Consider the following 12,325-nt stretch of genomic DNA (forward strand, 5'->3'; position numbering starts at 1 on the left):
AAACCCTCGGCTTTATTGGCAACGTTTCGTTGTTAGTGAGACCTTTACCAGCAATGGTAAAGGCCCCTTTCTGTCTTTTTGAGGACCCTTACCATATTTGGTAGGGTCCTTTTCGTATACAAAGAGAGGAGATATAAAAATGAAAAAACTTATTAGTAGATTAAGAGTTGTATTCCATGTTCGCCGATTTGTTCCATTCCTATTTGACTTTTTTACTTCAAAAGAGGTTTCAATAAAGAAGAAAATTTTATCTGTTGCTTTTTTAGTTGGGTATGTAGCGATGCCGCTCGATTTAATTCCAGACTTCCTACCGTTTATTGGTATTTTAGATGATATTGGAGTTGTGTTATTTATTTTGAACCGAATTGTAAAAATGGCGCCAGTTCAATTACAAGAAAAGCATAACGTAAACGTAGGATAGGAGTTAAAAATATGGAGCAAATTATTTTAGATATAATCGAGTTTTTAAAGCAGTTTTCTTATTTTGGAGTTGTGTTAGCATTAACGTTTGAATTTATTCCGGCAGAAGTAGTGTTGCCTATGGTTGGGTATTGGGTATACGAGGGAGATATGAATTTTTGGTTGGCTGTATTAGCAGGGACACTTGGTGGAACGACAGGACCTTTAACGTTATATGCACTCGGTTATTACGGTGGTCGTCCGCTATTAATAAAATACGGAAAATACTTCTTTATTAAAGAAGAACAAATTCAAAAAGCAGATGATTTCTTTGAGAAATATGGACCAGTTGTAGCATTTGTTGGACGCTTTGTACCTGGAGTGCGAACGCTTATTTCTGTTCCATGTGGTATGGCAAAAATGAACATATGGAAATTTAGTATTTATACATTTGTAGCAATGTTCCCGTTAACGACTTTGTATGTTTATTTTGGAATGAAATTAGGTCCACATTGGGAAAAAGCAGCGGATGTTGTTGGACAATATATGCTACCGATATTAGGAGGCGTTATTCTTATTGTTGCTAGTATCTTTGTCTATAAATATATGAAAAAAAGAAACAAAACGGAATCTATCTAGTCATTTGAATATTTTTTGAAAATAGATGAATAGTACAGGCAAAAGACTCTGGGTGACATACATATATAGGGAATATAAAAGAGAGAGGGGAAACAACTATGTCTTGTGAGTGCTCAGGGTCAGCATTAACTTGTTGTCCAGATAAAAATTATGTGCAAGATAAAGTGTGTAGTCCGTGGTCAGGAACTGTAGTGGCGACTGCTATTACGAATGTACTGTACAACAATAATATTAATCAAAATATGATTGGAACAGGGTTTGTTCGATATGACGTCGGACCGGCTCCGATCACACTGACAGTTTTAGATGCAGCAGGCGCTACAATTGATACACAAACATTAAACCCAGGAACAAGTATAGCTTTTACGTACCGTCGTTTCGTAACAATTGAAGTAACTTTACCTGCTGCAACAGCTGGAACATATCAAGGGGAGTTTTGTATAACTACACGTTATCCACTTTCATAATAGAAAAGGAGAGGGCTAAGATGTACAATTCTAACTTATCATGCTGTTCCAGTAAAACACTTGTTCAAGATCAGGTATGTATAGATTGGGCTGCTACTGGTGCGGTAACTGAAACAGTGTATACGAATAATATTACGCAAGATTTATATGCATCAGGTTATGTGAAATATGATGTAGGTACAGCTCCAATTACGGTGAATTTTTTAGTAGGAGCGACAGTGGTGAATACAATTACTGTACAACCACAAAGCAGTGGATCATTTACAGTAAGATACTTTACTACAATTCAAATTGTAACAACAGGAACGGGAGTAAGCCAAGGACAATTATGTCTGACAGTACGTTATCCAATTTCATAAGCAAAAGCATACCAAGTGGTATGCTTTTTTATATAGTTTGTAAGTTAAGGTGGTGAAGAAATTTATAAGCAAAATGAGAATTGACAACAATATTTTCCTTCCATATATCGGGTTGGGTTATTTGGAATATCAATGATAGCCACAGATTGTAAGGATTGACCTGTATATGACATTGTGTTGCCAGGATAGACTGTAAAAGTATTTGTCACCTTTCCGATAATTTGAACGGTAATTCCTGCAGTACTACTAGTACTATTATACACAGAAATGGTACCAGATATTTTAACTACACCATCTCCTTCCCATAAGATTAATGTAGGATTTTCAGAAGGTGGTGGAATTTCTTTTGTTATAAGAAAATTACCGGCAAATTCATTTGTAATTAATTCACAGCCTGGTGGTTCTGGTGGATTAGGTGGATCATAGGGAGGGCAGATGATAGATAAAGGGGCATAACAGCCGATATTTTTTTTACAAGCCATTAGTAGCTCCTCCCTTCATACTTTCTTTTTATTACTATTAAATGTTGGAAAACGATAGTTGTGTTAATAAAGGGGCGAAAAATTTCAGGACAGTTTGTTTAATAGGCTTCCAAATCATAATAATGAATAAGAGTCTGTTAGACACAAGGTACTTGTATAAGATAATACAAGTAATGTTGGATGTTACAGAAAAATGACTGTATATTTACAAAAGTTAAATAAATTTCATTTTCACTTTAAACGAAGTTAATATGTGTTCGATACAATAACCATTGTAATTAATTCATTATATGAGGAGGATTTACGTGGACAGAACTGATTTACGAAAAGTAAAAGGCCTTATTGGATTATTAATGGTTTTTGTATTAGCATTCGTATCATTTCCGTGGAGTACATCAGTCAAGGCGGAAGAGAAAAAGCAAGAAAAGGCATCAAGTGAGAAGAAGATAGTTTTTCCAGTTGTAAGTGATGTGCATATTAAAAATAGTGGAACGGATGATACGTTTCGCTGGAAAAGAGCGATTGAACAGTTTAATACATTAGCACCGAAACAAGATGCGTTTGTTATTGTAGGTGATTTCACAGATACAGGATCAGTGCAGCAATATGATCGTTTCATGCAAGTGTATAATGAAAATGCAAATAAAGATGCAGTGCGAATGAATTCTCTCGGTAACCATGATTATTGGAACGGTTTATCCGTAGAGGGTGCACAGAAGCGTTTCTTAGAAAAAACAGGTATGGAATCAATTTATTATCATAAAGTGGTAAAAGGTTATCACTTCCTTGTTATGTCTCCAGAGAATGGAACAACACATGGTTATTATTCGGACAAGCAAATTAATTGGTTAAAAGAAGAAATGGCAAAAGCACAAAAAGATGATCCAGAAAAACCGATTTTTGTATTTTTACATCAACATATTAAAGATACAGTGTACGGTAGTCAGGAATGGGGAACACAAGATAGCGCAAAAATTAATGCAGTGTTAAAAGAATATCCACAAGTTATTACGTTTTCAGGTCATTCACATTATCCGTTAGATGATCCGAGATCGATACATCAAAAAGACTTTACATCAGTTGGTACATCTTCAGTAAGTTATATGGAAGTTGAAGGTGGTAAAGTACAAGGGAATATCCCGCCAGGAGCTAGTACGTTAAGCCAAGGTTTATTAGTAGAAGTAGATGAAGAAGAAGTGACGATTAATCGCCGTGATTTCCATACGAATTCTTGGACAGGCGAGCCTTGGAAAATTAAATTACCAGCAAAGAAAGAAACATTTACACATGTAGAAGATCGTGATAAAGAAAAGCCTTACTTTGCTAAAGATGCAAAGCTTGCTGTATCAAATGTAACAGAAAATGCGGCAACAGTAACATTCCCGCAAGCATTGGACAACCTCCTTGTTCACTCTTACCGTGTGCAGGCTAGAGATAAGCAAACGGGTGAAATAAAAAATAAATTGTTAGCATTCTCAGAGTTTTATCGTGATCCAGTGCCGAAAGATCTTACGTTTACGCTTGCAGGGTTAGATGGCGGGAAAGCATATACACTTGAAGTAGTTGCGATTGATTCATTTGGCAATGAAACCGCACAGCCGTTAACTGCGGAAATTACTACGAAAAAAGATAATATTGACCCGAATGTGAAAGTACCAAAAGCTGATGTTTTCGATGTAAACTTTGCAGATGGTACATTTAAAGACAATTCACCATTTGGTACAAAAGGTGATGTGAAGGGCAATGTGACTATTGAATATGATAAAGCATTGAAGAAGAATGTTATGAAGTTAAACGGAAAAGCAAATACATTTGGATACCTTCCATTTTCAGCAGCACAAAAAGAGAAAATAGTAAATACGTTTACATTAGAAACTGTATTTTCAATGAATGAAATTCGCGGACAAGGTATTTTGCAAAATACAGAGAGCGGCGGAATTGGATTTGAGTCTACAGGAAGTGGATATGTTGAATTATGGGCTCACATTGGAGGTAGCTATAAACGTGTTGGCGTTCAATTAGAAGCGAACAAAACGTATCATTTAACAGGAACGTATAACGGAAGCGAAGTGGCAATTTACGTAGATGGTAAAAAAGTAAATAGTCAGCCAGCTCAAGGAAAAGTTTATAACCCGAACGTACCATTTGCATTTGGAGCGGATCCTGATAGTAACGGAAATGGTGGTATTCCGTTAAATGGACAAATCGCGTTAGCAAAATTATATAGTAAAGCTTTAAGTTCTTCAGAAGTATTAGCATCATACAATGAGTTTTCTAACCGTACGAAGTTAGAGCAAGTAAATGCGTTATTTGAAGAGCTTGGAAAAGTAAAAGAAGTGTTAGTTAGTACGTATGAATTTGGTAATAAGCCAGGTCAATATTCAAAGGAAGCATTTCAAGAACTAGAGAAAAGCTATAACATTGCAAAGCAAGCATTTGAAAATGTAGGAAGTACTGGGGAACAAATTATTCAAACATATAACGAATTAAAATCAGCTAATGTAACATTCGTACAATCAAAAGTGGCAGAAGAACAACCAAAAACAACGAAAGAAAAATTACAAATCAATATTGAATCTGCAAAAGCAGTAGTGAAGAAAGCGCAAGCTGTAAATGTAACAGATGGTTCAGTGAAATCATTACAACAAAAAATTACAGTGGCCGAAGCTGTAGTGAAAGATGTAAAAGTAAAAGATGTACAGGTAGAAACGATGAATCGTACATTAGAGTATGCGATTTCACTTGTTGAAAAAAGTATGAACAAATAAGAGAGAAGAAAAGAAGCTTATCATGATAGGCTTCTTTTTTGTTATACTAAAAGTAGCATAGAAAGAGGGAGCGAATAAGTTGGAACAGAAAAAGCTAAAAAGAATTCTTGAATATGTATGGATCGCGGTTGTGCTCCTTGTAGGATATTATTTATTAAAAGATAAAAGTATTTGGGTTTTATTCTTAATGACGTTTTTATTAGCAGGATTAGGAACGTTATTTATTAACTTCTTCTTTGATAGTTTGAATGCCTGGAAGAAGAAAAAGAAGGGGACGAAGTAAAGGAGGGAATATATGCAAAAGTGGAAGCTCATATATCAGGTGATTATTTTCTTAGTGCTTGTGGGTATTGGAATGATCAAATACTCGACACCAATAGGAAATTGGGCATGGTTTACAGCTTGCATCGGCATATTTTTCATTTTACAATCGTTAACGAAAAAATATAATAGTACAGAAAGATAGCTCGCCATTTTATCGGCGAGCTATTTTGTTATGCTTTTTTCTGTTCATCATTTGTTTTTTCAATAGCTAAATGACTATGCTTTCTAGAGTAGAAGAAATAGAAGCATAAGCCGACTATAAGCCAAACTGCAAAGCTAATCCATGTTGTTTTAGACAAATTGATCATTAAATATAAGCAGCAAAGAATCGCGACAACTGGTAGTACAGGTACGAAAGGTGTGCGGAATCCGCGTTTTAAGTCAGGGTGTGTTTTTCGTAAAATAAGTACTGCGCAGCAAACGAATGTAAAGGCTGTTAACGTGCCGATGTTTACTAAATTCGCTAGCAAATGTAAGTCTAAAAGGCCTGCTAATAAAGCAGCAACAACGCCAGTAATCCACGTATTTAATAAAGGGATTTTTACTCTTTTATTTACACGTGCTAACGCTTTTGGAAGTAGACCGTCACGGCTCATTGCATACGAAACGCGAACTTGTCCATACATAACGACTAAGAGGACGGTTGTCATTCCAGTCATCGCTCCAACAGCGAGTAGTCCTGCAATTGTATCCTCACCAACGAAATGCAATGCAAATGCAACTGGATCAGAAACGTCTAATTGCGTATAAGGAACCATACCTGTTAAAACGAAAGATACAATCATATATAAAACAGTACAAATAAGAAGAGAACCGATAATACCAATTGGTAAATCACGCTGCGGTTTTTTCGTTTCTTCTGCAGCGGTTGCGATTGCATCAAATCCTAAGAAGGCGAAGAACACAGTGGCAGCCCCGGTAATAATACCGTCGTATCCGAATGGAATGAACGGTGTCCAGTTTTCAGGTTTTACATATTTTGCGCCTGCTACGATAAAAGCGATAATAACTGCTAGCTTGATAAGAACCATAATATTATTAATGCGAGCGCTTTCGCGTATACCGAAACTTAAAAGACCAGTAATAAGAAGTAAAATACAGACAGCAGGTAAATCGATGAGACCACCTTTTCCTACGCCGGGGGCCGAGGCGATTATGGCGGGCAGGTGTATATTGAACCCTTGTAGTAATGATTGCAAATAACCAGACCAACCGACAGCTACTGCTGCAACGGCAAGTAAATATTCGAGCATTAAACACCATCCGACGATGAAGGCGACGACTTCTCCGACTGTCATGTATGCGTAAGTATACACACTTCCTGAGACAGGAATAGAAGAAGCAAATTCAGCGTAACAAAAGGCTACACAAGCACAAGTAAATGCAGCAATAAGGAATGATAGCATAATACCAGGACCAGAATGTTTTGCTGCAACAATACCTGTTAATACAAAGATCCCTGTCCCAATTACGGCGCCGATTCCTAAAAACGTTAAATCGAGTGCAGTTAATGTTCTAGCTAGCTGCTTTGGTGATTCAGTACTAAGCGCTTTTTTTCGTAATAATGACTTCACTTTGGACTCTCCCCCCGTTTTTTCATTTCCATAACTGCGACTATAGTATGAGCCCATTAAAAAAGAGTAAGTAAGGAAGTGGAGGTGCAGTTATGGTATATAGTTTTTAAAATTGCTGGATTAATCTTAATATAATTCAGAATATTTTGTCAAATAAAAATATGACAAATAAAATGCGGATCAATAGGGGAAACTACTTGCAGAAATGGACGGGGGTTAACGACCCACTGATTAAAGTTAAAGTAGGAGCAGATGCTATGTTATTTTATTTTGAACTTGTCGTCATTTTACTTTGTACGAAATTAGCTGGTGACATTAGTGTAAGACTTGGTCAGCCTTCTGTACTTGGTAAGTTAATTGTCGGTATTATTATCGGTCCGGCTGTACTCGGTATTATTAATAGTTCTGAACTGATTGATGAACTGAGTGAGATTGGTGTTTTGTTGCTTATGTTTATGGCGGGACTTGAAACGGATTTAGAAGAGTTAAATCGGAATTTGAAATCGTCATTTGCAGTAGCGGCTGGTGGAATTATTTTTCCTTTCATCGGTGGTTATGTAACAGGATTGCTGTTTGGATTAATACAGTCCCATGCCATTTTTTTAGGGTTATTACTTTGCGCAACATCGGTTAGTATTACGGTCCAGACGCTACGTGATCTAGGAAAAATGAATACGAGAGAAAGTACAACAATTTTAGGTGCTGCCGTATTTGATGATGTCATTGTCGTTATTTTATTGGCATTTGTAATGAGTTTTTTAGGAACACAAGATGTGAATATAACACTTGTCATTGTAAAGAAAATTATTTTCTTTGTAAGTATTGTTTTTATTGCTTGGAAAGTCGTTCCTTGGATTATGAAAATGCTTGTACCGCTTCGTGTAACAGAAGCGTTAATTAGCGCGGCTCTTATTATTTGCTTCTCTTTTTCTTATTACAGTGAAATGATGGGAATTGCAGGCATTATTGGAGCATTTGCAGCAGGAATTGCTATTTCTCAAACAGAGTATAAGCATGAGGTGGAACATAAAATTGAACCGATTGCTTATGCAATATTTGTTCCAGTATTCTTCGTAAGTATCGGAATGGAAATTACATTTCAAGGCATTGGAAGCCAGCTTTGGTTCATTATTATTATGACTCTCATTGCAATTTTCACAAAGTTAATCGGATCAGGTTTAGGAGCGAGACTGACAGGATTTAATCTCCAATCTTCTATTAGTATTGGCGCGGGGATGGTATCACGTGGTGAAGTAGCGCTTATCATCGCTGCAAATGGACTTACGGCGAATTTATTAGCGAAAGAAAATTTCACAGCGATTGTTATTGTTGTTATATTGACGACGATTATTACACCGCCACTTTTGAAGAAATATTTTGTATAGAGAGGAAGGGCTTATCTGATGTAGGTAAGCTCTTTTTTTATTCCCAAAAGCAATGATCATATAGCATGAAGGGTTTGTAATTATGGTAAAATCTATGTATGTGATATGACAAGGAGAGGGAAGTGTGAAGATTACGAAGGAGAAGGTTATTGGTGTAATCGTACTTATTGCAGTATGTATACCATTTACTGCATGGAAAGAATCAAAAGTGAAAGATTTTCCGGTTTCTATTTTTTCGGAAGAAGCAGATGGTGAGTACGGTCAGAAGCTGAAATATACTGCTTTTTTACCTGATGTTGCGATTTGGATGAACGGTTGGGAAAAGAAGTGGACAGAAGGGGAAAGAACTGTTTATCAAAAAGGGAATCGCATTGTAAATGTGTTTCATCCTCCTGGCGATGATGGTTTTTACCTTATTGAAGCAAGAGAAAATAAGTGAACGCAACCGTAAGAAGTGGAGGTTAAATAGTGAAAGCTTCAACATTACTATTTAAAATTGAAAGTAATATGGATCAATTTTCACCAGCTGAGAAGAAGGTTGCCATGTACATAATGGAGAATGCAGAGATTGTACCGAATTTAACGACGAAAGAAGTGTCAACGAATGCAGGCGCAAGTGAAGCGAGTGTCGTTCGCTTTTGTAAATCGATTGGAATCGGAAGTTTTAAAGCATTTAAGATAGCACTCGTTCGTGAATTAACGATTGCTGATTATAATATTAACGATTTTTCAGTGATGAATACAGAAGATGGACCGTATGATTTATTTAATAAAGTTACTTATGTGAATAAAGCTGCAATTGAGGCGAGCGTGACGGCGATAGATAAAAAAGAACTTGAAAAAGCTGCAGATCGTATTGTAAATGCCGATAAAATTATCTTTTATGGAGTAGGCGGATCAGCTACTCCGGCGATGGACGGAGCTTATAAATTTACAAGGCTCGGATTTACAGCGATGATGCTATCTGATTTTCATATGATGTTGCCGCTTGTGACGAATTTAAAAGAAGGCGATATATTTGTTGCGATTTCAACATCTGGTCGAACGAAAGATGTGCTTGAAATGGCGCAGTATGCAAAGAGACAAGGTGCAACTGTTATTGGAATTACGAAACTAGATCAATCATCACCGTTATATAAAGAAGCGGATATTCGCCTTTGTATGCCAGATGTAGAACAAGATCATCGTATTGCGAGTATTGCTTCGAGAATGACGCAATTGAATATGATCGATGCTTTATATGTGATTACTTTCAATCGAATTGGTAATAAAGTATTGAATCAATTTATGGAGACACGAGAAGAAGCGTTGCGGTTACGGAAGTTAAAGTAGAAGAAAAGATGAGGAGACTCATCTTTTTTTATCCCCCTATTTGCCGTGCAGTAAGACCCTCACTTCAAAATTTAGCGGAAGCAAAGAAAGTTAGGTGGGGATCAACTGCCCGTAAATGCCCGATTGGTGCGGGCTAATAATCAGTGGGGATGAACAAAACCCACACTGATTAAAGTTTCACTTTATGATCTTTGACAAAAATATGTCATGTCGTGAAATTTTATTTCATAAAATAAGAAAGAGTAATTGATTTTTAGTTTCTTAAAGTTATAATAAAAGTGTGAAATATAATTTCAAAGAGGGTGGCAATATGTTAGAAAATTTATCGACAGAACATCGTAATGAGAAAACAATGAATTTGGATGAGATGAGCATAAAAGAAGTGTTACAAAGTATGAATGAAGAAGATCGAACTGTTGCGTTAGCAGTTGAAAAAGAGATAGAACAAATTGAAAAGGTTGTACAGACTGTTATTAAATCTTTTGAAGAAGAGGGACGTTTAATTTACATTGGTGCTGGTACGAGTGGTCGTTTAGGTATTCTAGATGCAGTGGAATGTCCGCCGACATTTGGCACGGATGATAAAATGGTGCAAGGATTTATAGCAGGTGGATTGAAAGCGTTTACTAAAGCGGTGGAAGGTGCCGAAGATCGCGAAGAGTTAGCAGAAGAAGATTTAAAAAGTATTGGATTAAATGAGAAAGATACAGTGATTGGAATTGCTGCAAGTGGCAGAACTCCTTACGTAATTGGCGGCTTGAAATACGCACAGAGCGTAGGAGCGAGTACAGCGAGTATTTCTTGTAATAAAAATGCTGAAATAAGTAAATATGCAAAGTTAAATGTGGAAGTAGAGACAGGTGCAGAAATATTAACAGGATCAACGCGTTTAAAAGCTGGTACAGCACAAAAATTAGTGTTGAATATGATTTCAACAGCTTCGATGATTGGTGTAGGAAAAGTATATAAAAACTTAATGGTAGATGTTCAATCCACAAATGAAAAGTTAGTAGAACGATCAAAACGAATTATTGTGGAAGCAACAGGCGCTAGTTATGAAGTAGCGGCAGAGTATTATGAAAAGGCAGAACGTAACGTAAAAGCTGCCATTGTTATGGTGTTGTTGCAGTGCGAATATGGGGAAGCACTGGAGAAACTAAAATGCGCAAAAGGGTTTGTGAAGAAAGCACTATAAAATAATAGGGAGGGGGATTCTATTATGAAGAAAGAAGAGAGAATGGCCAAGGAAATTTCGGAGCAACTTGGAGGAATAAAAAATATTCGTAGTATTGCTCATTGTATGACGAGACTACGATTAACGCTTCATGATGAAAGTAAAGTAAATATGGACCTTTTAAAAAAAGTTGAAGGCGTTATGGGTGTTATAGAAGATGAGACGCTTCAAGTTGTCGTTGGTCCAGGAACAGTAAATAAAGTAGCAGCTGAAATGGAAGGCTTAACAGGACTACGAATTGGTGAGATAGCAGATCATCACCTTGAAGATATTGGGCAAGAGATGAAATCAGAGATTAAGAAGAAAAATAATACACCGGTGAAAAACTTTTTACGAAAAATAGGAAGTATTTTCATCCCATTAATTCCAGGTCTTGTTGCGTCAGGAATTATAAACGGGGTTGCTAACTTTGCGAAAAACGCTGGTGCTGATCCAAATGCAACGTGGTTACAAATGTTACTACTCATTGGCGGCGGTATCTTTACATTCTTAGGAATTTTAGTTGGTTGGAATACAGCGAAAGAGTTCGGCGGGACACCGGTTCTTGGGGCAATTGCTGGTATTTTAATTTTCAATCCGGCGATGGCAAACGTAAAATTGTTTGGTGAAGCATTAGTGCCCGGACGGGGCGGATTGTTCGCAGTTATTTTTGCAGCATGGCTTATGGTTGTAGTGGAAAGACAAGTTCGAAAAGCAGTGCCGAATGCAGTTGATATTATCGTGACACCACTCATTACTGTATTAGTTGTAAGTATCGTAACGATGTTAGCAATTCAGCCATTAGCAGGTTTCTTATCAGATGGTATTACGAGCGGAATTAATGCGATTTTAAATATTGGCGGAGCATTTGCTGGCGCAGTACTTGCGGGAACATTTTTACCTCTCGTTATGGTCGGATTGCATCACGGTTTAACACCAATTCATATGGAATTTATTAATCAAACACACGTAACACCTTTATTACCAGTACTAGCAATGGCTGGTGCTGGCCAAGTGGGCGCAGCAATTGCGATTTATGTGAAAACAAAAAACAAACGACTTCGAAATGTAATTAAAGGTGGATTGCCAGTTGGCTTTTTAGGAATTGGTGAGCCGTTATTATACGGGGTTACATTACCACTTGGGAAACCGTTTATTACTGCTTGTTTAGGAGCGGCTGTCGGTGGTGCATTCCAAGCAGTTATGCAAACGGCTTCACTTGGAATTGGCGTATCAGGGCTATCTTTAATTCCGTTAATTGCTGACAATAAATATTTACTATATTTCTTAGGTTTAGTAATTGCATATGCTTTCGGATTTATCTTTACGTACTTCTTCGGATTTAAAGAAGAAATGGCAGAAAACATATAGAGAAAGGGATTC

The 12,325-nt window shown here is 36.9% G+C and carries 14 protein-coding genes; 12 read left to right on the forward strand and 2 right to left on the reverse strand.

The genetic code is table 11. The features are described from left to right. The first annotated feature begins 139 nt into the window (after positions 1-139). The 4 genes from DN407_RS04210 (at position 140) to DN407_RS04225 (ending at position 1,864) form a co-directional block, all read left to right on the forward strand. Entirely contained in the window at positions 140-421 is a 282-nt protein-coding gene (locus DN407_RS04210) for a YkvA family protein (protein ID WP_000733854.1), read from the forward strand. 11 nt (positions 422-432) lie between these two features. Further along, complete coding sequence (locus tag DN407_RS04215; RefSeq protein ID WP_000435017.1) at positions 433-1,038, forward strand: DedA family protein; 606 nt, start codon at positions 433-435, stop codon at positions 1,036-1,038. Positions 1,039-1,136: 98 nt separating this feature from the next. Continuing rightward, the gene (locus DN407_RS04220) at positions 1,137-1,505 is read left to right on the forward strand and encodes a DUF3992 domain-containing protein (RefSeq protein ID WP_001277547.1); all 369 of its coding nucleotides are present in this window, start codon (positions 1,137-1,139) and stop codon (positions 1,503-1,505) included. Positions 1,506-1,525: 20 nt separating this feature from the next. Next, positions 1,526-1,864 (forward strand): DUF3992 domain-containing protein, encoded by a 339-nt coding sequence (locus DN407_RS04225; protein WP_000282809.1) that lies wholly within the window; start codon positions 1,526-1,528, stop codon positions 1,862-1,864. Between the two features lie 62 nt (positions 1,865-1,926). Here the strand turns inward: DN407_RS04225 and DN407_RS04230 are convergent, their stop codons facing one another. Next, positions 1,927-2,346, reverse strand: a complete 420-nt coding sequence (locus DN407_RS04230) for an S-Ena type endospore appendage (RefSeq protein WP_000752308.1) — start codon at positions 2,344-2,346, stop codon at positions 1,927-1,929. Between the two features lie 305 nt (positions 2,347-2,651). Between DN407_RS04230 and DN407_RS04235 the strand changes: the two genes are divergently transcribed. The 3 genes from DN407_RS04235 to DN407_RS31490 all read left to right on the forward strand — a co-directional run bounded on the left by DN407_RS04235 (position 2,652) and on the right by DN407_RS31490 (position 5,580). Then, positions 2,652-5,114, forward strand: coding sequence for a LamG-like jellyroll fold domain-containing protein (locus DN407_RS04235; protein WP_118043413.1), 2,463 nt, complete (start codon positions 2,652-2,654; stop codon positions 5,112-5,114). A gap of 79 nt (positions 5,115-5,193) precedes the next feature. Beyond that, on the forward strand, positions 5,194-5,397 hold the full coding sequence (locus DN407_RS04240; protein WP_000435800.1) for a hypothetical protein: 204 nt from the start codon (positions 5,194-5,196) through the stop codon (positions 5,395-5,397). 12 nt (positions 5,398-5,409) lie between these two features. Next, the gene (locus DN407_RS31490) at positions 5,410-5,580 is read left to right on the forward strand and encodes a hypothetical protein (protein ID WP_001174850.1); all 171 of its coding nucleotides are present in this window, start codon (positions 5,410-5,412) and stop codon (positions 5,578-5,580) included. Positions 5,581-5,608: 28 nt separating this feature from the next. Here the strand turns inward: DN407_RS31490 and bcaP are convergent, their stop codons facing one another. Next, positions 5,609-7,012 (reverse strand): branched-chain amino acid transporter BcaP, encoded by a 1,404-nt coding sequence (gene bcaP / locus DN407_RS04245; RefSeq protein ID WP_084065439.1) that lies wholly within the window; start codon positions 7,010-7,012, stop codon positions 5,609-5,611. A 161-nt stretch (positions 7,013-7,173) separates the two neighbouring features. Between bcaP and DN407_RS04250 the strand changes: the two genes are divergently transcribed. The 5 genes from DN407_RS04250 to DN407_RS04270 all read left to right on the forward strand — a co-directional run bounded on the left by DN407_RS04250 (position 7,174) and on the right by DN407_RS04270 (position 12,313). Further along, positions 7,174-8,397 (forward strand): cation:proton antiporter, encoded by a 1,224-nt coding sequence (locus DN407_RS04250; protein WP_061113410.1) that lies wholly within the window; start codon positions 7,174-7,176, stop codon positions 8,395-8,397. 124 nt (positions 8,398-8,521) lie between these two features. Beyond that, positions 8,522-8,836: a hypothetical protein gene (locus DN407_RS04255; RefSeq protein ID WP_000704957.1), complete on the forward strand. Its 315-nt coding sequence runs from the start codon at positions 8,522-8,524 to the stop codon at positions 8,834-8,836. Between the two features lie 29 nt (positions 8,837-8,865). Next, on the forward strand, positions 8,866-9,729 hold the full coding sequence (locus DN407_RS04260) for a MurR/RpiR family transcriptional regulator (protein WP_000648164.1): 864 nt from the start codon (positions 8,866-8,868) through the stop codon (positions 9,727-9,729). Between the two features lie 310 nt (positions 9,730-10,039). Then, positions 10,040-10,924 (forward strand): N-acetylmuramic acid 6-phosphate etherase, encoded by an 885-nt coding sequence (murQ, locus tag DN407_RS04265; protein ID WP_000892344.1) that lies wholly within the window; start codon positions 10,040-10,042, stop codon positions 10,922-10,924. 24 nt (positions 10,925-10,948) lie between these two features. Then, positions 10,949-12,313 carry a PTS transporter subunit EIIC gene (locus tag DN407_RS04270; protein ID WP_000711291.1) on the forward strand — a complete coding sequence of 455 codons (1,365 nt, stop codon included), beginning with the start codon at positions 10,949-10,951 and terminating at the stop codon, positions 12,311-12,313. Positions 12,314-12,325: the final 12 nt, after the last annotated feature.

Source organism: Bacillus sp. JAS24-2 (assembly GCF_008274905.1).
Classification (GTDB): Bacteria; Bacillota; Bacilli; order Bacillales; family Bacillaceae_G; genus Bacillus_A; species Bacillus_A cereus.

What these genes read in the sequence shown, in the direction of transcription:
- DN407_RS31490 (WP_001174850.1), top strand. Translation starts at nt 5,410, where the DNA reads ATGCAAAAGTGGAAGCTCATATATCAGGTGATTATTTTCTTAGTGCTT.
- DN407_RS04215 (WP_000435017.1), top strand. Translation starts at nt 433, where the DNA reads ATGGAGCAAATTATTTTAGATATAATCGAGTTTTTAAAGCAGTTTTCT.
- DN407_RS04220 (WP_001277547.1), top strand. Translation starts at nt 1,137, where the DNA reads ATGTCTTGTGAGTGCTCAGGGTCAGCATTAACTTGTTGTCCAGATAAA.
- murQ (WP_000892344.1), top strand. Translation starts at nt 10,040, where the DNA reads ATGTTAGAAAATTTATCGACAGAACATCGTAATGAGAAAACAATGAAT.
- DN407_RS04270 (WP_000711291.1), top strand. Translation starts at nt 10,949, where the DNA reads ATGAAGAAAGAAGAGAGAATGGCCAAGGAAATTTCGGAGCAACTTGGA.
- DN407_RS04250 (WP_061113410.1), top strand. Translation starts at nt 7,174, where the DNA reads ATGACAAATAAAATGCGGATCAATAGGGGAAACTACTTGCAGAAATGG.
- DN407_RS04230 (WP_000752308.1), bottom strand. Translation starts at nt 2,346, where the DNA reads ATGGCTTGTAAAAAAAATATCGGCTGTTATGCCCCTTTATCTATCATC.
- DN407_RS04225 (WP_000282809.1), top strand. Translation starts at nt 1,526, where the DNA reads ATGTACAATTCTAACTTATCATGCTGTTCCAGTAAAACACTTGTTCAA.
- DN407_RS04210 (WP_000733854.1), top strand. Translation starts at nt 140, where the DNA reads ATGAAAAAACTTATTAGTAGATTAAGAGTTGTATTCCATGTTCGCCGA.